Genomic DNA, 24470 nt, shown 5'->3' on the forward strand with positions numbered 1-24470 from the left:
TAGAATACACATAGGAGAAAATCATGATCTATCAAGAACAATTAGCAAAATGGGAAGCAGCAACTTTGCCAGAATATTTGGCAAAGGATTTGGCACATTATACGCCTGAACAGCAAGAAGATGCATTTTACCAAAATTTGAGTTTTGGTACAGCAGGCATGCGTGGTGTTCTAGGGGCCGGAACAAATCGTATGAATATTTACACGGTTCGTCAGGTTACCGAGGCATTGGCGCGTTATATTGACGACCAAGGAAATGCTGCAAAGACTAGCGGTGTTGCTATTAGTTTTGATTCGCGACACTTTTCACCAGAATTTGCTTCAGATGCAGCGCAGGTTTTATCTGCACATGGTATTAAAGCCTATCTGTTTAGCAGTTTACGACCAACACCGGAATTGTCTTTTGCTGTACGCGAACTTGGCACATTTGCAGGAATTATGATTACGGCTTCTCATAACCCTAAGGAATATAATGGTTATAAAGTATACGGAGCAGATGGTGGACAAATGGTACCAGAAGCTGTTGATGCGGTTGTTTCAAAACTTGAAAATATACAAGACGTCTTTAATATCGCTTTAGATGAATCCAATGCATATGTACAGGTTATTGATTCAGAAATTGATGATAAGTATTTAGCTAACGTTGCCACAGTAACGGTTAACCCTGAGTTAGTTGCTAAAGAAGGGGCTTCGTTAAAATTTGTTTATTCACCATTACATGGCACAGGACAATACATTGGTGAGAAGGCGCTACAACAAGCCGGTTTTACAAACTATACAATTGTGAAAGAGCAAGCTGTTATTGACGGAGATTTTCCAACAGTTAAGAAGCCAAACCCAGAAGATGCAGCAGCCTTAGCTATGGCTATTGATTATGCCAAACGTGAAGGCGCTGATGCAGTTGTGGCAACTGATCCTGATGCAGATCGTATGGGAGCAGCTGTCAAATTAGCTGACGGTACGTTCCAAGTCTTAACAGGAAATCAAATTGCAGCTGTGCTTGTGAACTATCTTTTGACGGCAAAGAAAGAAACAAATACATTACCAGAAAATGGTGTCATTGTCACATCTATTGTTTCATCGCGTTTTGCTTCAAAAGTAGCTGAAAGTTTTGGTGTAATCACTGAAGATGTTCTAACAGGCTTTAAATATATTGCAGCTACAATTGATAAGTACGAAGCAACTAAAGAACAGACTTTCTTGTTTGGATTTGAAGAAAGTTTTGGTTATCTGGTTAAGCCATTTGCACATGACAAAGATGCGATTCAAGCACTTGTGTTATTTGCTGAAGTAGCGGCTTATTATAAGTCACAAGGAAAAACATTTGCAGATGGTCTAGAGGAATTGTTTGAGAAGTTTGGTTACTTTGAAGAAAAAACAATTAGTCTTGATTTTCCAGGTATTCATGGTAACGATGAGATGGGCGCCATTATTTCACAGTTCCGTGATAAGCAACCTGATACAATTGGTGGTTTAAAGGTTATACGTGCACAGGATTTTTCAAAGTCAATTGAAACAACTGTCAATGGTAAAATAACGACATTACCACAGCCAAAAGCAAATGTATTAAAGTATTGGCTTGAAGATGGCTCATGGGTAGCTATTCGTCCTTCAGGAACTGAACCAAAATTAAAGTTCTATATTGGCGTCGAATCAGATTCACAAGTAGCATCTCAGTCTAAAATTGATGTTATGACAAAAGATTTGATGTCATACACGAAATAAAGTTAGACAATTGAGGCATATTTTGATACAATTAAAAAAGGCTTAGAGGCCATATTAACGCTAATCCGCTGTGCGTTTAGCCTAAGGGCAAGTGTAAGATTATCGACTAGGAGAATTACTAATGCGTCAAAATAGCATTTTAGAAAACATTACATCAGTACAATTACGTTCTGATATTCCTGATTTCCGCGCTGGTGACACTGTTAAAGTGTTCGCTAAGATTGTTGAAGGTTCGCGCGAGCGTATTCAATTATTTGAAGGTGTTGTTATCAAGCGTAAGGGTGCTGGTATTCAAGCAACTTATACTGTTCGTAAAATCTCGTCAGGTGTTGGTGTAGAACGTACATTCGCTTTGCATTCACCACGTGTTGAAAAGATTGAAGTGATTCGCTTTGGTGCTGTACGTCGTGCCAAGTTGTATTACTTACGTGCATTACAAGGTAAAGCAGCTCGTATCAAGGAACGTCGTCGCGACGTATAACTTGCTTAAAAAACATCCAGTGGGATGTTTTTTTTGAGTGTGTTATGTATTGATTTCAAAAGCATAAATTTGTATAATGAATTTCAGAATGTAATATTTATGTAATGAAACAGCAAAACGTATGATATGTAAACAGGACGATGAGGGTATATAATTAAAACATACTCGAATAATATTTGAGTTTCATTACTCCCCTAGTAATGTTTCAATCAGCCCCCCAATTACTGATTGATTTAATTGATAACTTCGGTTATCGCGCCCCTGACCATCCCCTCTTCGGTCAGGGGTTTTTTTATGTTTTCAATTATGGTTAACCAGTTTACGTTACGAACAACAGTTCGTTATGTTAAAATAACTATATGGTAGAATTCATGATTACAAATGATACACGTAAAATTTTGCACGTTGATCTGGATGCGTTTTATGCACAAATTGAAATGCGAGATAACCCAGAATTGAGACATAAAGTGTTAATTATAGCGCGTGATCCTGAAGAAACTGGGGGGCGAGGTGTTGTAGCAACAGCAAACTATGCTGCAAGAAAGTTAGGTGTTCATTCAGCTATGAGTGCCTCTGAAGCCAAAAAATTGGCACCTCATGCTGTCTTCTTATCTCCTAACTTCACTAAATATAGAGCTGTCTCTAACCAAATTCATAATGTGTTTGATGCTTTTACAAAGAAGGTCGAACCGGTAGCATTAGATGAAGCTTATCTTGATGTGAGTGATTTGAATTTATCAGGGTCAATGTTGGCAGCGCGTATTCGACACGAAATTTTAAGAGTGACGGGCCTCACGAGTTCTATTGGTATTTCACATAACAAGTTATTAGCTAAGCTGGGATCTGAATATAATAAACCAAATGGTGTCACAGTTATCACAACTCAAAATATGTTAACATTTCTTGATGAATTAGCTATTGGCGATTTTCGTGGCGTTGGGAAAAAAACACATGAAAAATTCAAGCGGTTGCAGATTGAAAATGGATCAGACTTGAGAAAAATGTCATATGATGAATTACGATCTCAATTTGGCAAGGTTGGGGAGCATCTATATTATCAAGCTCGTGGTGTTCATTTTGGTGAAGTTCAGTGGCAACGACAACGTCAGTCGATCGCTAAAGAAGAAACGTATGACCATTTTTTACATAGTGAACGCGATATACAATATGAATTTAAAAAACTAGCTGCTGCTTTGATCGAGGCGCTAAAAAAGCATCATCGTGTTGGCAGAACACTGAATATTAAAGTACGTGATGATAATTTTAATACAATGACTCGTGCAATCACACGAGAGTTACCGTGGCCATTGTCGGAAGAATTGTTAACTGAAAATGCGCAGAATATTTTTGAGGATTTAATGGCGCCACCTTTTTCAGTTCGATTATTAGGAATATCAATGGGTAATTTGCAATCTAACAGTTTTGAAGAAATGACGTTATTTTAAACGTGATATACTAGATAAAGACGTGTTAATTTTAAACACAGATCTGTAAAAATAGAAAGATAAGATTATGGCAACGATTGAAGAGCAACTACTACAACAAATTAAAAGATATGACACAATTATTATTCATAGACACCAGCGACCAGATCCTGATGCGTTTGGTTCACAACTAGGCTTGAAGGCAGTATTACAAGCGAGCTTTCCTGAAAAACATATTTATGCTGTAGGTAAAGAAGTGCCAGGGTTGTCATGGATGAACGAAGATGATACATTCATGGATGATATACCGGATAAAACCTACAAGAATGCTTTGATTATCATGGTGGATACTGCTAATTCACCCCGTATTGATGATCAACGGTGGCCTAATGGTTTAGAAACAATTAAAATTGATCATCATCCAAATGATGAACCTTACGGTGATTGGCAATGGATTAAGCCAGGACATTCAGCAACGAGCACGATGATCTATGAGTTCTATGAAACGCTTAAAGATCAAGGGTTAATCATGACTGATAAGGCAGCACGGTTACTTTACATTGGTATTGTAGGTGATACTGGCCGATTTATGTATGGCATGGACAAGGAAACTTTTCGTGTAGTTTCAGAACTATTTAATTATAAATTTAACTATGAAGCGGTTCATCACAATATGGAAACAATTACTGAAAATGCCGCTAAATTATCAGGATATGTCCTACAAAACCTGAACATTTTGCCTTCGGGATTTGCTTTTGTTGTGCTAACGAAAGCACTAGTTAAACAATTTGATTTAAGAGAATCTGGCACTGCCTTTGTTGTCCCACTGCCTTCAAAAATTGATAAAGTCAAAGCTTGGGCTATTTTTGAAGAACAAGATGAAGGTAACTATCGTGTACGTTTGCGATCAAGAACTATTGTCATTAACAAAATTGCAAACCAATTTGAAGGTGGCGGACATCCAATGGCATCAGGTGCTTGGGCACAAACAGGACAAGATGTTGAACGATTAATAAAAATGGTTGATAGTGCCTTAATTAAACAGTATGGTACCGAGGGAACAGCTCAGGAAATAACTGAGAAAATTGAAAGTAGAGAAATTTGATGGCAGAAACAGCAAACCAATTTGGACAATTTAATTTAAAGCCAGAAATCATTGTAGCTTTGACCAAAATTGGGTTTACACAACCAACACCAGTACAGGCTAAGCTTATTCCTAGTATTTTGCAAGGAAACGATGTTGTTGGTCAATCTCAGACAGGGTCTGGGAAAACACATACATTTTTGATACCAATATTGAACCAATTGTCACAAAATGAACAATATGTGCAGGCTGTAATTACAACACCATCTCGTGAGCTAGCAGCACAAATTACCAAGGCAGCTAAAGACTTCGCGGAAAGTTGGCAACAAAATGTGACGATTTCAGAATTTGTCGGTGGTACAGACAAAATGCGACAAATCAAGCAACTTGAAAAAGGTCAACCTCAAATTGTTATTGGCACACCGGGTCGAATTAAAGATTTGGTGTCAACCGGTGCTTTAAAGTTACATGCTGTACACACACTGGTTGTTGATGAAGCAGATATGACACTTGACATGGGATTTTTGAGTGAAGTAGATTTTATAGCTGGTGCAATGCCAGATAAATTACAAACTTTGGTATTCAGCGCAACCATGCCAGAAAAATTAAAGCCATTTTTAAAGAAGTATTTGGATAATCCAAAATTCGAAGCTATTCCTGTATCAACTGTTATTGCAGATACTATTGATAACTGGCTATTAGCGACAAAATCAAAAAATAGAAATGATGTGATATATCAAGTATTATCAATTGGCAATCCTTATTTGGCATTGGTATTTGCTAATACAAAAGAACGTGCAAAAGAAATTGCTTCGAATTTGCGTGGCCGTGGTTTAAAAGTTGCAGAAATTCATGGTGATATTGAACCACGTGAACGTCGACGTGTGATGAAAGCAATCCAAAACTTAGAATTTCAATATGTTGTCGCAACTGATTTGGCGGCCCGTGGTATTGATATTGAAGGCGTATCGCATGTTATTAATGATGATATTCCAGATGAGCTAGAATTTTTCGTTCATCGTGTCGGACGAACTGGTCGTAATGGGTTAGCGGGTCTCGCAATTACGTTATATGGTCCAGATGAAGAGCAAGAAGTTGCGGAATTAGAAGCGCTTGGTATTAATTTTAAAGCTAAGCAAATTAAAGATGGTGAGATTGTTGATGTTAAGGATCGCCGAGCACGTAAACAACGTGTCGCCACAACCAAAAAATTAGATCCAACAATGGTTGGTATGGTTAAAAAGAAGAAAAAAATTGTTAAACCGGGTTATAAGCGCCGAATTAAGTCAGCGATTCAACGTAAAGATCAAATGGATCGCCGTATTTCAAAGCGAGAAGAAATGCGCGCTACACGTAAGGAAAATAAAAAGCGTGGTGATAGGTAATAAAAAATAAGACGACTCAACTGAGTCGTCTTATTTTTTAATGGCGATCACGACGTGATAATGGTGTAATGATATTGGATTGAATTAATTTCATGACTTCGGGGTTATCTGGTAAATTAGAATGTTGTGCATTGTCACCTGTCACAGTAATCTGAGTATATGATTTAACTCTTTTTTGATAAATATATTTTCCAGCGATGACACTTTGAATTGGAACAATGCCATCATCAGTGTAGTCTTCAGTACCGGCAATTGAATATACTGTTAGGTGACTTGGTATTTTACTATTATCTTGTATAAAATCTTTTAACATTTCAGTGCGTCGCTGTAAGGAAGTTTCTGAAAAGTTAAAGGGTGTCCCCAATGTCATCAATGTTGGTATTGAAAAGTCATCACTGTCAAAATATTTTTCAAAAAAATTTGTCCATATTAAGCCACCGTTTGAATGACCAACAGCAGAAAATGTCTGAAAGTGATAGCGATCTTGTAAGGCATAAAGAGCACTTGTTAACCATTGTGTCTGTTTTTTAATATTGTTGTAACCATCTTCGTTATTTTGAAAGCCAATAACAATAAATGGTTGGCGGTCATTAGCGTTGATTTTGCCAGTGTATATCAACTCACCATCTTGGTTAACTTTGACTTTTAGAACACTGTGTGTTGGGCCACTAGCATTGATTTCTGATAATAAATGATCGAATCGATTAACGGTTGCTTCAGATCCGGGAACAAAAATAACAGGTGTCATATGTGAATTTTTAATCTTGGATTGATGAGTACTTGTTTCTGATACCCAATGCTGACCATAGATACCTAAAAACACCATTAATATTAAGCTTAATATTAAAATTAATGTTAACACGATTCTATTTTTCATGAGTAACCTCTGTTGTAAGACGTTTTAAAAATGGTCGATAAATTAGCAAAGAGACGCTAAAAATGAGAATGGCAAGTATCGTTGATCGGATTGGTGTGGCACTTGCAAGGGTAGGAAGTAACATATTTGGCAAATTATTAGGTGTAATAAAAATTGCAGGTTGCACAATATGCCCTGCTATAGCGACATAACTGATTAACATACTAGTGATATTAACGAGTAGCATGGGCACTAACATAAGGGGTCTGAGAAACATTGGGAGCCCAGCATAGAGTAGATAGTTATTATCAAACAAACTAGGAAACCATGATAAAATACTTAATCGTTTATATTTTTTTGATATTGTAAATAACAATAAAATATTAAGTGCTAAGGTATTACCAACACCACCAAATAAAGTAAACGCACCATAAATGCTATACAAATTTTCAGGGAAAGGGAGGGGGGAGGTGGCTAAACCATGAGTTAGAAATTTATCTAAATTTGAGATCATAGCATTAAATGATGTCTGATTGCTAGAAAGTTCAGAAGGAAGTGAAAAGCCAACTATAAATAGTAATGGCGATAAAATTGAAATTAGTAGTAACCCAGAAAAAGTTGTAAAAAAATTTTTAGATAATAGATTTGAGATGATGGTTGTTATACTCGACAGATGTAATCCGATATGAAGTAATAGGCTAGCAAAGATCATTGTTGTAGCCCATAGTAAATATTTTAGACTAAAAGGAGAGGTAGTTGTTTTAAGACGACGATAATACCAATAATATGTAAAACAGCTTAACAAAGTGAAAAGTGTTACTAATAAGTAGTGGATGGCCGTATTTGTGGTTGACTGATTTTTTGCAAACAGTAACATATAAATTGCAATAAAGTTAGTTATAATAGGTAGTGTCGTATTTTCAATGCCTTTTTGAGTTAAATAGTGATATGTTAAGCCGATAACGAAAATCATAGTGACAGCAACGTCAAGATTTTGTATGATAAACATTAACTGATCGGAGACGCTATCTGGTATTATTGGATAGTCGTAAAAAATGTTTGCGAGCAAAGCATCAGGAGAAATAGCTAACTTAAAAAAAAGTCGACAATAAATATCGATTGCCAAAATTGGCACAGATTGTTGCATAGCAATTGATATGGCCTGCAGAAAAGGGCGATGATATAAGGCCTCATCCAAATTTTGAACGGTATTGATTAAACGATTGAGCATGGTGCCTCCAGAGCTTTCAAAAAAATTTGTGCTGTAATAACAGGACTATACATAAAAAATGTTTGTGTTATAATAATGACTATGAATGTTTTTTACTACTACAGCAAAGTACTATTTGATTATACATTAAATCACAGATACGGGGGTAACGTGAAATGATTAAACAATTTTTTCAGCGGCCGATTGTTAATTTTATTAGTCGGACGCTATTTTATTTTATAATTATTTTAGTGTTGATATACCTTTACAGCTACTCAGGCGTGGGTGAAGGTCACTTTATTTATAACGAATTCTAAATTAGGAAAATTAATATGATTATTAAAAATATCATGACAGCGATTGATACAATTGCAGAAACGCAAGGGCATACAATTGCTTATGATGAATTGGGAAATACACACACATACGAACAGCTTAAAAAGTATTCGGATAGCCTAGCATCATTTATAGAGAACTTGCATGTTGCTGATAAAGCACCAATTATGGTTTATGGGGGACAGCAGTTTGACATGATTGCCAGTTTCTTAGGCAGTGTCAAAGCGGGCCATGCCTACGTGCCGGTTGATGTTAATTCAGCTGATGAGCGCTTAACAGATATCATCGAGATTGGGCAACCAGCGCTAATTATTGCTGTTGATGAATTACCAATCGAAGTTGCGGATGTAACAGTCATCAATAAAACCCAATTGACCGAGATATTTAATACAGGCAATGCGTTTAAAATGACCCAGCCTGTTGTTGGTGATGAGAACTTTTATATTATCTTTACATCGGGCACAACTGGTAAACCAAAAGGTGTTCAAATTTCGCATGATAATCTTGTGAGCTTTGCGAGTTGGATGTTAGGTGAAACCTTTGATTGGCAATCTGGTAGCAATGTCTTATCACAACCGCCATATTCATTTGATTTATCAGTGATGGATTGGATTCCAACGTTATTAGCAAAAGGTACTCTGAAGGCTCTACCAAAAGAATCGGCTGACGATTTTAAAGCATTGTTTAAAATATTGCCTAGTCTTCAGTTGAATAAGTGGGTATCAACCCCATCTTTTGCTGATGTCGCGTTACTTGATCCAGAATTTAAACAACAAAATCACCCCAATCTTAATGCCTTCTTCTTCTGTGGCGAAGTATTAACATCAACAACAGCACAAAAGCTGCTTGACCGTTTTCCAGATGCAAAGGTTTATAATACTTATGGACCAACTGAAGCAACTGTTGCGGTTACTGGCTTACAAATTACACAAGATGTTATTGCAAGTTATGATAAGATGCCGATTGGTTATGTTAAATCTGATACAAAAATCATGATTCAAGATAGTGATGGCATTGCAGTATCTGAAGATGAAGCAGGTGAAATTGTTATTGTTGGGCCATCAGTATCAAAAGGATACTTAAATAATCCTGAAAAAACGGCAGCAACCTTTACTGTTATTGATGGCCAGCAAGCCTATAAAACAGGTGACTTAGCAACACGTGATGTGAATGGTTTACTACACTATAAAGGTCGTAGTGATTTTCAGATCAAGTTGCATGGTTTCCGAATTGAGTTAGAGGAAGTTGCCCAGCAATTGCAACAAAGTCAATGGGTAGAGCAGGCAGTGGCTGTGCCTAGATATGATGCTGATGGTAAAGTAAAGCAACTATTAGCTATTATTGTAGCTAAAAATAATACTTTTGAGAAACCTATTTTGTTAACTAACGCAATTAAATCGGAACTTGAAAATATTATGATGCCATACATGGTCCCTAGTCGGTTTATGTATCGTGAAGCATTACCACTCACACCGAATGGTAAAATTGATCTCAAAGGTTTGATTTCTGAGGTGAATAATAATGCTTAATCTACAGCCATATGCTGACCCAAAGTACTTTATTTTTTTATTAGTAGCATTGTTGCCACTAGCCATTGGTTTATATTTTGGCAAGCGATTGAATTGGTATGAAGTTGTTGTATCTGTCATTTTTATCTTTTTAATGTTTGATGGTCATAAATATCATGAAGGATTTGCCCTAATTGGTTATATAATTTGGCAATGGTTGCTAGTATGGGCCTATACGCTATACCGCAAAAAAAACAATCAAGCAATGGTTTTTTATGGGGCGATTGTGTTAGCTATACTACCATTGGTTTTGGTTAAAGTAGCGCCAGATGCACATTGGACCCATGTGACTTCACTGCTTGGATTTCTTGGTATTTCATATCTAACATTTCGATCGGTAGCCATGATTATGGAAACACGAGATGGGGCCATTAAAGAATTCAATCCTTGGTTATTCTTGCGTTTTATGCTCTTTATGCCTACAATATCATCAGGACCAATTGATCGCTATCGTCGTTTTATTAAAGATATTACAACAGTACCAGATCGCACAAAATATATCAGTATGCTTGAAAAAGCAGTATGGTATTTCTTCCTTGGATTTTTATATAAGTTTATAATATCTCATATTTTAGTAGACGAATTATTACCAAAAATTACCGACCTTGCTTTACAGGATGCTAATCTTCATAATGGCTGGACATGGTGGTTGGTTCCCTATATGTATACTTGGGGATTAGATTTATTCTTTGACTTTGCGGGTTATTCATTGTTTGCTGTCGCAACAAGTTATGTGATGGGTATTGAATTACCAATGAACTTTAACAAACCCTTCTTATCAAAAAACTTGAAAGATTTCTGGAATCGTTGGCATATGTCGTTGTCATTTTGGTTCCGAGACTATATTTTTATGAGACTTGTGTTTTTGATTATGAAAAAGAAGTGGATCAAAAGTCGCGTGACAGTTTCAAATATAGCTTATATTGCTAATATGTTAATTATGGGATGTTGGCACGGATTGCATTGGTACTATATTGCATATGGTTTGTTCCAAGGTGTTGGTATGGTTATTAATGATGCATGGCTGCGATATAAAAAGAAGCGTAACTTTCCACATAACAAATTTACAGAGGCGTTTGCAATTGTGATAACATTTAATGTGGTGATGTTTAGTTTCTTATTGTTTAGTGGATTTTTGGATACACTATGGTTTAAATAATAGCAATTAAAAGAAAGAGGAAATAACAATGGCAGTAAAAGAAGACGTAATCGACATTTTGAATACGATTATTGGTGAAGACATCTCTGATCAAATGGATGATGATTTTTTTGATAGTGGTTTGCTTGATTCAATGGCAACTGTTGAGTTGTTACTTGACTTGGAAAGTAAATTTGATATTCAAGCACCAGTATCAGAATTCAATCGTGATGAATGGAACACCCCCAATAAAGTGATTGTCAAAGTTGAATCTTTGATTGGGTAGTCACCATGAAAAAAAGGGGGTTATGGTGGATTTTTGGACCAGTAGTGGTCGCTTTTGTATTGATTTTTGCATTATTTTTAGCACCTTTTTCTTTAAATCACATTACACATAAAAATATACGTGATGCATCGGTTTCTTTTTCCAAGAATACCTTTAAAGGAGAGGCTATAAAAACTGCGGCGTTTAGTGATCATTCTAAACGCTATGTGCCTTTTTTCGGGTCAAGTGAGCTATTACGTTTGGATACCATGCACCCTTCAATGTTGGCTGCAAAGTATCATAGAAACTATCAACCTTTCTTACTAGGTCAGGCAGGTACGGAATCGCTGACTCACTATTTAGGCATGCAAGAAATGCCACATGCATTACACAAAAAACAAGCAGTTTTTATTATTTCACAGCAGTGGTTTACTAAGAAGGGGACAAAACTTTCCTTTCCTGAATTTTATTCACCGTTACAAACAGTGGATTGGTTACGTAATATTAACCATATTACGCCAACTGACCGTTTCATTGCAGGCCGTTTGTTGGAACAAAAACAAATTAAAGAAAGTGATTTCTACGCAGCATTAATTACTAAAATTAGTGATAATAAACCGTTGTCAAAAACTGATATCAACCTATTAAGTGTGCGTCATCGCGTATTACTACGTGAAGATCAACTATTTTCAAATTTCTCGCATTCAAGTAATTGGGATAAGCATGTCGAACCTGCATTGAAAATATTGCCTAAACAAGATAATAACTCATCATTATTACGTGAAGCAACAAAAATTGGTAAAAAAGAAACAACTAATAATGAATTTCAAATTAAAAATTCATTTTATAAGTATCGTGTGAAACTTCGTTTAAAGCAATTAGCTCATTCACAGAAAAAGTTTGATTATCGTCAATCAGATGAGTATGCCGATTTTCAAGCAGTGTTAGCAGAGTTTGCAAAACAACATACAGACGTCTTGTTTATTATTCAACCAGTTAATCAGCGTTGGTCTCGTTATACAGGATTAAATCAAGATATGTATTATCAAAGTGTCAACAAAATTAAGAAACAGTTGACGACACAAGGATTTAATAATATTGTTGATTTTTCACATAATGGTAGTGCAAATTACTTTATGCAAGATACAATTCATCTAGGATGGAATGGCTGGGTAGCGGCAGATAGGCATATCAATCCATTTTTAACAAATGGTTATAAGCCAACAAACTATCATATTAACAATAATTATTTATCACATGATTGGCAAAATCTGATGCCAACAGCTGATAATTTGGAACAATTCAAATAAAAACCGCCAATATGTCGAGTGTTAATAAAATCAATAAAGATTTTATTAACACCCGACATAAAGCGGTTTTTTTGTTTATGAAAATGGTGATTGAGATTCTGCATCCGTGGACGTCGGAAAATTAAAAGGGTCAATTGTATCGTCACCGGACATAGCACTCAAACTGGTTGGTGCTTCTTTTGGCAGATCAATATCGTCAAATTTAAAGGCGAGTAGTGAATCTGTAATGGATTGCTCGTGTGAAATATCACCATCATCTCGTATATTAATGATTTTGGCATGCTCAATATTTTCATGAGTTTGTCTTAAAAATGATTCTCGTGCAGCAACTCGTTGCTTGATATCAGACACATCGACTGTCTCATTAAGATCAGTCACGACTTCGAAGCTCACACCTTCATTTTTTTTCATGAGTTTAAAGGTTGCTTCGGCAATGGCCCCAGTTTGTGTTTCAAGTTGTTGTGCCAAAAAGCCAGCCTCTAAACTAAAATCAGCAGACTTATCAAGTCCTAAGCGCTGTTTGACTAAATCACCAGTCAAGTACCAACGTTGATTTTTACTGTCTTGAGAAGCAATTTCTATAGTGCCAAAACCAGCGTTATCAAAGAATGTTACCACAGAAGAAAGGGCATCAGTTGGGAATTGGCGTGCTATTTCTTTACCAGCCCAATATAAAATATGGGGATAATCTTCTTGTAATAGGTTTTTTAAAAGACCATCACGGAGAAGTGTCAAGGCAAAACTATTGACTTGAAAATTTGTTTGTAAAATTTTGTCGTAATCATAACTATTCATGAATTTATATAACCCTTTCAGACCTTTATTATACCAAACTTTTGGACTAGAAAACTTGCATTCTTAAATTTTCCGTTCATAATTATAAATATGAATAAAAATAATCCAATCGGAATGATTGATTCTGGGGTCGGTGGCCTAACGGTCATTAAAGAAGCCCAAAAACAACTACCTAACGAACAATTTATCTTTATTGGCGATACAGCGCGTATGCCTTATGGACCGCGGACAACGGATGAGGTGATTGCGTATACGTTTCAGATGGCAAATTATCTGATTACAGAAAAGCAAATTAAAATGCTTGTTATTGCTTGTAATACGGCAACAGCATGTGCACTAACTGTACTTCAGAAAAAATTGACGATTCCGGTCATCGGTGTCATACAACCAGGTGCGCAAGCCGCACAGTTGGCAACCAAAAATAAAACAATTGGTATCATTGCAACTGATGGCACTGTCAATTCAAAAGCCTATGAATTGCAAATACATCAATATGGCGCTGATACAAAGGTTTTGTCACAAGGGGAACCAGATTTTGTACAATTAGTTGAGGCAAATAAGTATCAAGATCATGCTACACGAGATATTGTCATGAATCATTTAGCACCATTTAAAGCCGCTGGAATTGATACATTAATATTAGGTTGCACGCATTTTCCATTGCTTGAACCTTTTATTAGAGAGGCAGTTGGTAAACAAATTACCTTGATTGATTCCGGTCGTGAAACGATTTATGCCATTAAGCAATGTTTGAATAAGTTAGCCTTAAATAGTGATATAAAACATAATCATGATGAAGACATTTATTACACAACGAGTGACAGTGATGATGAAACGTTTAAAGTCATTGCGACAAATTGGTTAGCGCGCATCCATGAACTTGATGTTCGTCATTTAAAAATCGTAGATAATGGGACATTACAGCATCTAGAGGAAATTAGTATGCCTAGACTTATTTTGGCTAGCAACAATCAACATAAAATAATAGAAATAGAAGCTATTTTGAATGATATCGGGATTAATTTAACAGTAACACCGCTAAATAGCTTAGGGGATAGTGTACCTGAAATTATTGAAGATGGCACAACGTTTGAAGAAAATGCGACAAAAAAAGCGATGACAATTGCTAAAATTGCGCCAAATGATTATATTTTAGCAGATGACTCTGGTTTATCGATTGATGCTTTGAATGGTGAACCAGGCGTGTATTCTGCACGATATGCAGGGGATCATGATGATCAGGCGAATAATGATAAGGTCTTAAACAAGCTTGAAGGGATCACATCGCGTGAGGCACAGTTTACTAGTGTCCTTGTGCTCGTCGGTCCGAACAAACCTAAATTAGTCGCAACAGGAACGGTTCGTGGTTTAATAACAGATCAACGTTATGGCGATAATGGTTTTGGTTATGATCCACTTTTCTTAGTACCACAGTTTGATAAAACGTTTGCCCAATTAACTGCAAATGAAAAAAATCAGGTCAGTCACCGTGGCTTGGCACTACAGGAATTAGGTAAACATCTACCAGAATGGTTGAAAGGAGGCGTGTAAGTAATAATTAAAGTTGCTACTTACATCAACGTATGCTATGTCAAAATTTTTAATTGTTTCAGATAATCATGGTGATCGCGAGATATTGTCGGATATTATCGCTAGGTGGCGACCACAAGTTGCCGGTATTTTTTTTAATGGTGATTCGGAATTGTCAGCAAAAGATACTGTTTTTGATGGTGTTTCAACAGTAATTGGTAATATGGACTATGATCCTGATTTTGTTGAAGCGCGCGCGACAACAATTGATCAGGTGACTTTTTTTCAAACGCATGGCCATTTATATCATGTGACAGTGTTTAACGGGTGGGCTAATTTAGAGTTGTTAGATAAAGCAGCTCTCGAGAGTGATGCTCAGGTTGTTTTATTTGGTCATACGCATGTCGATGGGGCGCTTGCCTATAATGGCAAGTTATTTATCAATCCAGGATCAACGAGTTTACCAAAGGGACCACGGTCAATAATTGGTGGGACGTACGCTATACTGATTGTTGAATCAGATAAATTTATTGTACATTTTTATAATCGATCACACGTCTTGTTAGATAATCTCACTGTAGAAATGGCACGGTAATTTTACGAGACAGACTGTGATATAAATAGCCGGCAAACATGGTAAAATGATAACTATGGTAAATCAACAAGAACCACAATTCAATCAATGGTATGATGAAAATACTGCAGCCGATCAATTAATACATGATGCAGCGGCAAATGAGGCGGAACAAAGTAATGAATTTTCATTACGTCCGCAATTTTTGCGTGAATATATTGGTCAAGCTGCCTTAAAAGAAGAACTAAATGTTTACATTTCTGCAGCTAAGCAACGTGAAGAGGCATTAGATCATGTTTTGTTGTTTGGACCACCGGGATTAGGGAAAACGACATTGGCCATGATTATTGCAAATGAAATGGCTGTGCATATTAAAACAACTTCTGGTCCGGCAATTGAGAAGCCAGGAGATTTAGTAGCCTTACTTAATGAACTTGAACCAGGTGACATTTTATTTATTGATGAAATTCATCGCTTGCCAACGAATATTGAAGAAATTATGTATTCGGCAATGGAAGATTATTTTGTTGACATTATGGTTGGTCAAGGACCGACAGCACGTGCTGTTCATTTTCCGTTACCACCCTTTACACTTATTGGTGCAACTACACGACCAGGTATGTTATCAAAACCCTTACGTGACCGTTTTGGAATCATTAACGCAATGGCATATTATACACCAGAAGAATTACAAGAAATCGTGGTTCGTTCATCAGATATTTTTAATGCACCAATTAAATTGGCAGGTGCTTATGAAGTCGCTTTACGTTCACGAGGCACACCGCGTATTGCTAATCGATTATTGAAACGCGTCCGTGACTTTGCACAAGTAGAGGGTAAATCAGCAATTGACAAAGCAATTGTTGATATTGCTTTGGATAAGTTGCGTGTTGATAATCGTGGACTTGATGAAACAGATCACAAATTTTTAGGAACGATGATTGAATATTATAAGGGCGGTCCCGTAGGGTTGAACACCATTGCAGCCAATATTGGTGAAGAGGCTGAGACATTAGAGTCTATGGTTGAACCTTACTTATTGCAGATTGGTTTTTTGCAACGCACACCACGCGGTCGTGTTGTTACTGAAAGTGCTTATGCACACCTTAAAATACCGTATCAAAGGGAACAATAATGCAATATATTATGTCAGATACGCATTTCAATCACGAAAAAATTTTATATTTTGATCAATCACGTGCAGAATCATTACGTGCACTAAACATTGAACCAACCATTAAAAACATGGATAGTTACCTTGAAACAACCTGGAATAATGTTGTGAAAGATGAAGATACCGTGTATTTTTTGGGTGATCTTGGTATGTTTCGCAAAAAGCAGGATTTTATTGCACAGTTAACACGATTAAATGGGCATATTGTCTTTTTTAAGGGAAATCATGATCATTCTGACCAGTTAAAAGCAGCCGTAAAGGCTTCAGAAACGGGCATAGTGGAAGTTGTTGATACTGCTAAAGCGGTCAAAATTAATGGGGTACAAGTTTGGTTGAGCCATTATGCCATTGATTTACCTTATCCAATGTTGTCTGTGCATGGTCATATTCATGAAGCTGAATATCAATCTGACGGCATGATTAATTTATCGCTCGACTCAGATTATATGCAAACCAGAAGATTCGGTGCACCAATCAGTTTTGATGAGTTAACACCGCTTTTAGTTGCACGACAAAAAAAGATTGCGGAACACTATCAAATAGAATCAGAAAACAAACGTTATGATCGCTTAATCGAACGAGCATTTGATGAAACAATTACAATTAATAAACCAACTGCTAATCAGAGACATGAATTAGCGCTGCTAGTTGACTATCTTAATACTAATGAGTTGACATATGCAGATGTTTTAAAAGCGTTTAACATTCCTAATGAAGATAAAGTATTATCGAATCAGGAAAAAGAAAAGGTCGCCTTAACTGGATTTGAATTTGAAAAAAAAATTAATCTACAAGGCAATATAGGTGAAAAAAATGACTGAAGAACAACATTACCAATTAGCAGATTTTGATTATGACTTGCCAGAAACACTCATTGCTCAAACCCCTTTAAAACAGCGTGATTCATCTCGATTGTTAGTACTAGATGCGGATACTGGTCTGTATGAAGACAAACATTTTTATGACATCTTAGATTATGTGAACCCGGGTGATGCTATTGTGATGAATAACTCTCGCGTGCTGCCAGCACGATTGCACGGCGTACGTCCTGAAACGGGGGGGCATGCCGAAGTGTTATTATTACGTCAAGATCATGGTGATGTCTGGGAAACATTGGTTAAACCTGCAAAAAAATCACCAGTTGGGTCAACGATTTTTTTTGGCAATGACATTGATAATCCAGTCATGACTGCTACTGTTGTTGGTGAATTAGAACATGGTGGTCGTTATATTGAGTTCCACTATGAAGGAATTTTTATGGAGCTATTAGAAAAATTAGGGGAAATGCCGCTGCCACCTTATATTAAAGAAAAGCTGGCAGATCAGGAACGTTATCAAACTGTTTATTCCAAAGTTGATGGTTCTGCCGCAGCACCAACAGCCGGATTACATTGGACACCAGAACTATTAGATAAAGTGCGCGCAAAGGGTGTTCAAACAATTGAGTTAACGTTACACGTTGGTTTGGGAACATTTAGACCGGTTGAGGAAGAAAACATTGAAGATCACAAAATGCATTCAGAGTTCTATCAGTTGAGCTCAGAGGCGGCTGATGCTTTGAATAAGGTTCATGCTACTGGTGGTCGCATTATTGCAACAGGAACGACTTCTATACGTACATTAGAAACAATTGGCTCAAAATTTAACGGGCAATTACAAGCTGATTCAGGCTGGACAGATATATTTATTAAACCAGGATATCAATGGACGACGGTTGATGCCTTTATTACAAATTTTCATCTTCCTAAGTCAACGTTGGTTATGTTAGTCGCAGCTTTTACAGGGCGTGATAATATTTTAAATGCTTATCAGCACGCTGTGAATGACAAGTATCGTTTCTTTAGTTTTGGGGACGCAATGTTTATCAAGCGTTAGGGAGTAATTGTGGTTTATTATTGCAATGTGCTTGTTAGCAAATGATAGTTTTCAGAAAGTATCGCATCACTTAATTTTTATAAAAAACTGAAAATATGTGATTTAAAGGGGAGATAAAAGTGTACGAATATATTAATGGTTTAATTACGAATATTTACCCAGCTTATTTGGTAATTTGTGACCGCAGTGGTGTGGGGTACAAACTGTTTGTGGCTAATCCATATCGTTTTGAACAAAATGTGGAATCACATGTTTACGTGGAACAAATCGTGCGTGAAAATGAAATCACGATGTATGGTTTTATTGATGAAAATGAAAAAATATTGTTCAATAAGCTATTAAATGTTTCCGGTATTGGGCCCAAAAGTGCTTTGGCTATTTTAGCTAGTGATGATTCAGTTGGCTTAGTTAATGCTGTTGCAAATGATGATGCAACTTACCTAACACAGTTTCCAGGTGTCGGTAAAAAAACAGCGCAACAAATTGTTTTGGATTTAAAAGGGAAATTGGATGATTTGGCTGCCTCCGTTGGTATGACAACGCCAGTTTCGCAGCCAAATTCAAACCAGGCATTATCTGATGCTCTAGAAGCTTTAAATTCATTAGGCTACAGCACTAAAGAAATTGCTAAGCTGGAAAAAACTTTAGCAGCCAAACACGATACAACAGATGGTTATATCCGTTCAGCACTAAAATTGTTAGTCAATTAAAAAATACGCTCATCACTGTATTAACCAGTGATGAGCGTATTTTTTAATGTATTGTTTTTAATGCTTTATCAATTTGATCTAAAATCACTTCTTGATTTTTGTTTTGTTCAAGATCAAATGTTTGTAAATCAATTTTTATTTTTGGTGATGCATCATATGCGTCAAACCAATCACGATATGCCGACCACATACGGAAATAATACTGACGTAAGGCATCATTATTTTCAAACTGTTCGTAATCACGTCCGCGTTTTTTAATCCGGTATAAGATAGTTTCAAAATCAGTTTCAGCGTAAACGAGTAAATCAGGGGCTTTCTTAGGTAATTTTTGTAACTCAGCCATCATATTATTGAGTAGTTGTGTGTAAACACTCATTTCAGCATCTGTGATGTTGCCATCTTTATGATTTTCAGATGTAAATAAGGCGTCTTCATAAATTGAGCGATCTAACACATTATTATCATCTGCTAGTGCTTTTTTAATCATATCAAAACGTCGGTTAAGAAAATAAATTTGTAGTAAAAAACCATACTGTTTTGGGTCGGAATAATAAAGTGGGAGTACGGGATTGTCGCCCACTGGTTCATAAAAGGCTTTTGTGCCAAAATGTTCAGCAATTAAACCAGTTAATGTTGTTTTTCCAACGCCAATCATGCCTGCGGTAATAATCACCATGACGACCTCCAATAATTTAGTAACCTAATAACTATACAAAAAATCCGTCCAAACAACAAGGTCATTTCTTGGACGGATTTACTTCAAAATGCGAACATTAGGCTTTCTTTTCAGCTTCCAATAAATCACGAATTTCAGTTAAAATTTCTAATTCGGGGTTAACTTCTACTGCCTTTTCCTTATTTGTACGGAAGAGACGGTTGATGACTTTAATTAATATAAAGACAACGAAAGCCGTAATTAAGAAATTAATCAAATCGTTTATGAAGGCACCATACTTAAAAGTAAGCTCCTTTGTAATAACAAGTTTTAGGCTTGCTAAATCTGATGTACCACCAGTGAAAAATGAGAGAATTGGGCCAATCAGGTTGTTTGTCAGTGACTTAACTAATCCGGTAAAAGCACCACCAATAATCACACCAACTGCCAAATCAAGTACATTACCACGCATGATAAAAGTTTTAAATTCTGAGAGCATAAGTTACATTTGTGCATACGAGTTGTTATTAACTGTACGCATATTCCTTTCACTTCTATATTCTATATAAATATTTTACATGAAAATATTTGTATTACAATATATTTCTAAAAATTAAACTAAACTTTAGTTAATCAAAAGATTTGAAATGTTGATTTGTGCCATTCACTGGTAGAAAGTTACTCAGTGTTGAAATGCTATTTTGGAAAGTATGTTGTATTCTCATGAAATTATGGCTTAGTCATGATAAAATAAACATAATTGTTTGAAGGAGAAAACTTATGAACAAAAAAGAACAGTTGACCATATGGCATGAACAACTTATTAACATCATTAATGATGTTAATACGCCACACACATTAGGTGGTATCACTAATGATGCTAATCGTGCCCACGACTCACGATTAGCAAGGCGTGCATTAGATAACTTGATTATATTAAGTGAAGAAATTAATGCCAAGCGTGAAGATAACTAGAAAGCCATTGTGATGACATCAAATCAGGCACAGAATTTACCAAAAGTGGCTATATGATGTGATTATTTTTTTGTGCTCTTATTAATCAGCAGTTAGATTGATAAGTAACATCTTTTTAAAGTTAAATGGGCATAATCCTTTAACAATTGGCGTTAATGCATGATTTAGTTCTATTTTATTGCAACATGAAGCTAACGCTATTTATAAAGTGTTTTGGCATTAATCGGCAAAAGTTTTATTGACGTGACAGTCATTTAACGCAATACGTGGATTGGACGACACGTGTCAAGTAAAAACACTTGACATAGATGCTGTTTAGTGGGATACTAAATAAGTAAATTAAAGTGCAAAAAGCACAAAAGAAATTTGGAGGACATTAAATATGTCAGTTAAAATCCGTTTGAAGCGTATGGGTGCCAAGAAGCGTCCTTTCTACCGTGTTGTGATCGCTGATTCACGCTCACCTCGTGATGGCCGTTTCATCGAAACAGTTGGTACATACAACCCAATTACACAACCTGCAGAAATTAAGTTAGACGAAGAAAAGATTTTGTCATGGTTGAGCAATGGTGCACAACCATCAGAAACTGTTCGCAATTTGTTGAGCAATGCAGGTATCTTGGCAAAGCATACTGAATCAAAGTCTGGTAAGAAACCAGCTGCTGCTAAGCCTGCTGCATCAGTAGCAAAGCCAACAGAAAAAAACACTGTTGCTGAACTTAAAGCATATTTGAATGCTAAGGGCATTGAATTTGCTTCATCAGCAAAAAAAGCTGATTTGTTAGCATTAGTATAATCAATTAAAAAGACAACTGTCATAATTATTGATGACAGTTGTCTTTTTTCTGTTGTTAAAGTGATGTTAATAGATTTGTAAAACAATTTTGCCAATTAATCTCACATCGGCTATAATGAAACTATCCAAATATGGAAGCGCTTTCTTTAATTCTGATAGTAATGGAGAAGATAAATGGTTAAGAAGCCTAAATTATTTTTAGATATGGATAATGTATTAGTTGATACGTTATCCATTTTAAATGCTGTTGATATGAGGTCGGAAAAAGTAAAAAAGCCTGATCAAATACCCGGTATTTTTCGTGATTTACCACCAATGGTTGGTGCTGTTGAAGCTGTTAAATCATTGGCAGAAAATTATGAGTTGCACATTTTATCAACTGCACCATGGAAAAATCCTAGTGCTTGGCAGGACAAGTTACTTTGGCTTGCGCAATACTTTGGGGATGATAATCAAAGCCCATTTTATAAACGTGTAACGTTGACACATGATAAAAGTTTAGCGCGTGGGGTTGGTGGTATTTTAATTGACGATCGCCCTTATCATGGTGCAAGTCAATGGAATGATGAGACAGCAGATAGTTTGTGGATTCAGTATGGATATGACGATCAATTGGTTTGGTCAGAGCAATTAGTAGACTATTTGAATGCAGTTGCTAAAGCCTATAAGACATCTGGTACCTTACGTCTTAGTGCAGAAGCAGTCGCAGAACATGCAGGCTACCAACTTTTTGGGCAAAATGATCATTTTGAAAAAGCGCATTGGGAATAGTAAAAACAGTAATCAAAATAGCGATTACTGTTTTTTTTGACGCTTTTTGAACAAAAATGGTATAAAAATGTTGCAAATAAATTTAAAAGAAGGTATTATAATCTTATAAAGAAAGCGCTTACATTTAAGTGAGGAAGATAATGATTGTAGAAGAAAGACAGGAAAGATTGTTAGCTGTAATTCAAAAGCATCAGTTTATTTCCCTTCAGGAACTAAAAGGGGTCACGCAAACATCGATTTCAACCATACGGCGCGATCTAGCGTTGTTAACCGATAAAGGGCTAGTAAAACGTGTTCATGGTGGTGTTGAGTTTATTGCTCAGAACAAAAAATCATCGACAGTTAGTGAACGCAGACCGATTTATCAAGCTGATAAACAAAAAATTGCGAAACGAGCGGTGCAGCAGTTGCAAGGTGGCGAAACAATTTTTTTAGACGCTGGGTCAACAACTGGTGAAGTTATTGCTTATTTAGCGGATAAGAAGCCCGCGATTACCGTTGTCACAAACTCCGTTCATCATGCAGCTAATCTATCAGACTTGATGATACCCGTTTTGATCATTGGTGGGCAAGTAAAACAAACGACGGATGCCGTCATAGGTGCCGCTGCAGTTGAGCAAATTAAAAATATGGTATTTGATGTCAGTTTTGTTGGTGCTGATGGCATATCTGTTGAGTTTGGACTAACAACACCGGACTTGGAAGAAGCTGCTGTCAAACGCGCTGTTGTTGAGCGTTCTCATGTGAGTTATGTCTTGGCTGATGCGAGTAAAATTGGCGTTGCTTCATTTGCTAAGGCAGTGACATTGGAAGAAGTTGTCTTGGTCACGACTAATTTAGTGTCAAAGCAACGTGATGAACTTAAGAAAGTCATGAAAGTGTTAGTAGTATAGAAGGGGGAAAATTATGATTTATACGGTCACTTTGAATCCATCATTGGATTTTATAACACGTTTGAAAACATTAACATTAGGTGAAACAAATCGCGCTGATTCAGAAACTATTTTTCCAGGTGGTAAAGGCATTAATGTGAGCCGACTGCTCGGTCAGTTAGCTATTGATAATACAGCTTGGGGATTTCTAGGTGGGTTTACCGGTCAACATTTACAAAATACCTTACGTGACACACATTTAACGCAAGATTTTACGCAAATAGCTGGTAACACGCGTATCAATTTAAAAATAAAGGCTACTAATGAAACGGAAATTAATGCGACTGGACCGGCGATTACGGCGCAAGAATTAGCAATATTCTTCCAAAAATTTGATTGTTTAACACATGACGACGTTGTTGTTCTTTCAGGTAGCGTGCCTAAGCGTTTAGATAGTCATGTTTATCAACAAATGTTACATAAAATTCAATTATGTGGGGCACGATTTGTCATTGATACGACTGGACAACAGTTAAAAACGGCTTTGGCCGACCGACCATTGCTAGTAAAACCAAATCGTAGGGAATTAGCACAGCTTTATGATACTGATTTAGCCACGCAAGCGGATCTCCTACGATGGGGAAGACAATTGATAGTAGATGGTGCACAACATGCGATTGTGTCACTTGCTGGTGAGGGTGCGCTACTTTTCACGCAGCAGACACAATATTTTGCAAAACCAATTAAAGGTCAAGTTCAAAATTCAGCCGGTGCTGGTGATTCAATGATTGCTGGTTTTATCGGTACATGGTTACAATCAGAGGATGTGTTAGAAAGTTTTAAAATTGCTGTCGCTAGTGGTACTGCAACAGCCTTTAGTAATGATATAGCAACAAAACAAAAAATTGAGGAAATTTATCAACAAGTTATTATTACAACTATTTGATAATATGAGGAAACGT

26 protein-coding genes are annotated in these 24470 nt (G+C 36.4%); 21 read left to right on the forward strand and 5 right to left on the reverse strand.

The window, feature by feature from the left end; genetic code table 11:
• The first annotated feature begins 23 nt into the window (after nt 1-23).
• The 5 genes from LEGAS_RS03350 to LEGAS_RS03370 all read left to right on the forward strand — a co-directional run bounded on the left by LEGAS_RS03350 (nt 24) and on the right by LEGAS_RS03370 (nt 6098).
• Nucleotides 24-1724, forward strand: coding sequence for a phospho-sugar mutase (locus LEGAS_RS03350; RefSeq protein WP_013231411.1), 1701 nt, complete (start codon nt 24-26; stop codon nt 1722-1724).
• Nucleotides 1725-1845: 121 nt separating this feature from the next.
• The gene (gene rplS, locus LEGAS_RS03355) at nt 1846-2205 is read left to right on the forward strand and encodes a 50S ribosomal protein L19 (protein WP_010016907.1); all 360 of its coding nucleotides are present in this window, start codon (nt 1846-1848) and stop codon (nt 2203-2205) included.
• A gap of 359 nt (nt 2206-2564) precedes the next feature.
• Nucleotides 2565-3650 carry a DNA polymerase IV gene (gene dinB, locus LEGAS_RS03360; RefSeq protein WP_013231412.1) on the forward strand — a complete coding sequence of 362 codons (1086 nt, stop codon included), beginning with the start codon at nt 2565-2567 and terminating at the stop codon, nt 3648-3650.
• 67 nt (nt 3651-3717) lie between these two features.
• The gene (locus tag LEGAS_RS03365) at nt 3718-4734 is read left to right on the forward strand and encodes a DHH family phosphoesterase (RefSeq protein ID WP_010385965.1); all 1017 of its coding nucleotides are present in this window, start codon (nt 3718-3720) and stop codon (nt 4732-4734) included.
• On the forward strand, nt 4734-6098 hold the full coding sequence (locus LEGAS_RS03370; RefSeq protein ID WP_010385966.1) for a DEAD/DEAH box helicase: 1365 nt from the start codon (nt 4734-4736) through the stop codon (nt 6096-6098). The genes LEGAS_RS03365 and LEGAS_RS03370 overlap by 1 nt, the downstream gene beginning before the upstream one ends.
• Nucleotides 6099-6135: 37 nt before the next feature.
• On the opposite strand, the gene LEGAS_RS03375 is transcribed toward LEGAS_RS03370, so the two are convergent.
• Nucleotides 6136-6975, reverse strand: coding sequence for an alpha/beta hydrolase (locus LEGAS_RS03375; protein WP_010385968.1), 840 nt, complete (start codon nt 6973-6975; stop codon nt 6136-6138).
• Nucleotides 6965-8185, reverse strand: a complete 1221-nt coding sequence (locus LEGAS_RS03380) for a PTS sugar transporter subunit IIC (protein ID WP_013231413.1) — start codon at nt 8183-8185, stop codon at nt 6965-6967. The genes LEGAS_RS03375 and LEGAS_RS03380 overlap by 11 nt, the downstream gene beginning before the upstream one ends.
• A 155-nt stretch (nt 8186-8340) precedes the next feature.
• On the opposite strand from LEGAS_RS03380, the gene LEGAS_RS09880 reads away from it, so the two are divergent.
• The 5 genes from LEGAS_RS09880 to dltD are packed head-to-tail and all read left to right on the forward strand — an operon-like array spanning nt 8341 to nt 12781.
• Nucleotides 8341-8481, forward strand: coding sequence for a teichoic acid D-Ala incorporation-associated protein DltX (locus LEGAS_RS09880; protein WP_013231414.1), 141 nt, complete (start codon nt 8341-8343; stop codon nt 8479-8481).
• A gap of 15 nt (nt 8482-8496) precedes the next feature.
• Nucleotides 8497-10029, forward strand: a complete 1533-nt coding sequence (gene dltA / locus LEGAS_RS03385; protein ID WP_010385970.1) for a D-alanine--poly(phosphoribitol) ligase subunit DltA — start codon at nt 8497-8499, stop codon at nt 10027-10029.
• Nucleotides 10022-11227, forward strand: coding sequence for a D-alanyl-lipoteichoic acid biosynthesis protein DltB (gene dltB / locus LEGAS_RS03390; RefSeq protein ID WP_013231415.1), 1206 nt, complete (start codon nt 10022-10024; stop codon nt 11225-11227). Before dltA ends, dltB begins: the two co-directional genes overlap by 8 nt.
• Nucleotides 11228-11255: 28 nt before the next feature.
• On the forward strand, nt 11256-11492 hold the full coding sequence (gene dltC, locus LEGAS_RS03395; protein ID WP_010385569.1) for a D-alanine--poly(phosphoribitol) ligase subunit DltC: 237 nt from the start codon (nt 11256-11258) through the stop codon (nt 11490-11492).
• 5 nt (nt 11493-11497) lie between these two features.
• Nucleotides 11498-12781: a D-alanyl-lipoteichoic acid biosynthesis protein DltD gene (gene dltD, locus LEGAS_RS03400; protein ID WP_013231416.1), complete on the forward strand. Its 1284-nt coding sequence runs from the start codon at nt 11498-11500 to the stop codon at nt 12779-12781.
• Nucleotides 12782-12856: 75 nt separating this feature from the next.
• On the opposite strand, the gene LEGAS_RS03405 is transcribed toward dltD, so the two are convergent.
• Nucleotides 12857-13576 carry a YslB family protein gene (locus LEGAS_RS03405; RefSeq protein WP_010385573.1) on the reverse strand — a complete coding sequence of 240 codons (720 nt, stop codon included), beginning with the start codon at nt 13574-13576 and terminating at the stop codon, nt 12857-12859.
• A gap of 90 nt (nt 13577-13666) precedes the next feature.
• On the opposite strand from LEGAS_RS03405, the gene murI reads away from it, so the two are divergent.
• The 6 genes from murI to ruvA all read left to right on the forward strand — a co-directional run bounded on the left by murI (nt 13667) and on the right by ruvA (nt 19439).
• Complete coding sequence (gene murI, locus LEGAS_RS03410) at nt 13667-15127, forward strand: glutamate racemase (RefSeq protein ID WP_013231417.1); 1461 nt, start codon at nt 13667-13669, stop codon at nt 15125-15127.
• A 37-nt stretch (nt 15128-15164) separates the two neighbouring features.
• Entirely contained in the window at nt 15165-15701 is a 537-nt protein-coding gene (locus LEGAS_RS03415) for a YfcE family phosphodiesterase (RefSeq protein WP_013231418.1), read from the forward strand.
• Nucleotides 15702-15756: 55 nt separating this feature from the next.
• Complete coding sequence (gene ruvB, locus LEGAS_RS03420; RefSeq protein WP_010385581.1) at nt 15757-16815, forward strand: Holliday junction branch migration DNA helicase RuvB; 1059 nt, start codon at nt 15757-15759, stop codon at nt 16813-16815.
• Nucleotides 16815-17675: a metallophosphoesterase family protein gene (locus LEGAS_RS03425; protein ID WP_013231419.1), complete on the forward strand. Its 861-nt coding sequence runs from the start codon at nt 16815-16817 to the stop codon at nt 17673-17675. Before ruvB ends, LEGAS_RS03425 begins: the two co-directional genes overlap by 1 nt.
• Nucleotides 17668-18729 carry a tRNA preQ1(34) S-adenosylmethionine ribosyltransferase-isomerase QueA gene (gene queA, locus LEGAS_RS03430; protein ID WP_010385587.1) on the forward strand — a complete coding sequence of 354 codons (1062 nt, stop codon included), beginning with the start codon at nt 17668-17670 and terminating at the stop codon, nt 18727-18729. The genes LEGAS_RS03425 and queA overlap by 8 nt, the downstream gene beginning before the upstream one ends.
• 119 nt (nt 18730-18848) lie before the next feature.
• Entirely contained in the window at nt 18849-19439 is a 591-nt protein-coding gene (gene ruvA, locus LEGAS_RS03435; protein WP_010385589.1) for a Holliday junction branch migration protein RuvA, read from the forward strand.
• Between the two features lie 43 nt (nt 19440-19482).
• Here the strand turns inward: ruvA and LEGAS_RS03440 are convergent, their stop codons facing one another.
• Both LEGAS_RS03440 and mscL read right to left on the reverse strand, forming a co-directional pair.
• Entirely contained in the window at nt 19483-20115 is a 633-nt protein-coding gene (locus tag LEGAS_RS03440; RefSeq protein WP_013231420.1) for a deoxynucleoside kinase, read from the reverse strand.
• Between the two features lie 97 nt (nt 20116-20212).
• On the reverse strand, nt 20213-20593 hold the full coding sequence (gene mscL / locus LEGAS_RS03445) for a large-conductance mechanosensitive channel protein MscL (protein ID WP_010386568.1): 381 nt from the start codon (nt 20591-20593) through the stop codon (nt 20213-20215).
• Nucleotides 20594-20874: 281 nt separating this feature from the next.
• On the opposite strand from mscL, the gene LEGAS_RS03450 reads away from it, so the two are divergent.
• The 5 genes from LEGAS_RS03450 to pfkB all read left to right on the forward strand — a co-directional run bounded on the left by LEGAS_RS03450 (nt 20875) and on the right by pfkB (nt 24454).
• A complete protein-coding gene (locus LEGAS_RS03450) occupies nt 20875-21069 on the forward strand; it encodes a hypothetical protein (RefSeq protein ID WP_013231421.1) in 195 nt (64 codons plus the stop codon).
• A gap of 382 nt (nt 21070-21451) precedes the next feature.
• Entirely contained in the window at nt 21452-21865 is a 414-nt protein-coding gene (gene rpsP, locus LEGAS_RS03455) for a 30S ribosomal protein S16 (RefSeq protein WP_013231422.1), read from the forward strand.
• A 174-nt stretch (nt 21866-22039) separates the two neighbouring features.
• Nucleotides 22040-22636, forward strand: coding sequence for a 5' nucleotidase, NT5C type (locus LEGAS_RS03460; protein ID WP_010386565.1), 597 nt, complete (start codon nt 22040-22042; stop codon nt 22634-22636).
• A gap of 140 nt (nt 22637-22776) precedes the next feature.
• Entirely contained in the window at nt 22777-23529 is a 753-nt protein-coding gene (locus tag LEGAS_RS03465) for a DeoR/GlpR family DNA-binding transcription regulator (RefSeq protein WP_013231423.1), read from the forward strand.
• Nucleotides 23530-23542: 13 nt separating this feature from the next.
• Nucleotides 23543-24454 (forward strand): 1-phosphofructokinase, encoded by a 912-nt coding sequence (gene pfkB, locus LEGAS_RS03470; RefSeq protein WP_010386564.1) that lies wholly within the window; start codon nt 23543-23545, stop codon nt 24452-24454.
• Nucleotides 24455-24470: the final 16 nt, after the last annotated feature.

It is taken from the genome of Leuconostoc gasicomitatum LMG 18811 (assembly GCF_000196855.1).
GTDB classification, from domain to species: domain Bacteria; phylum Bacillota; class Bacilli; order Lactobacillales; family Lactobacillaceae; genus Leuconostoc; species Leuconostoc gasicomitatum.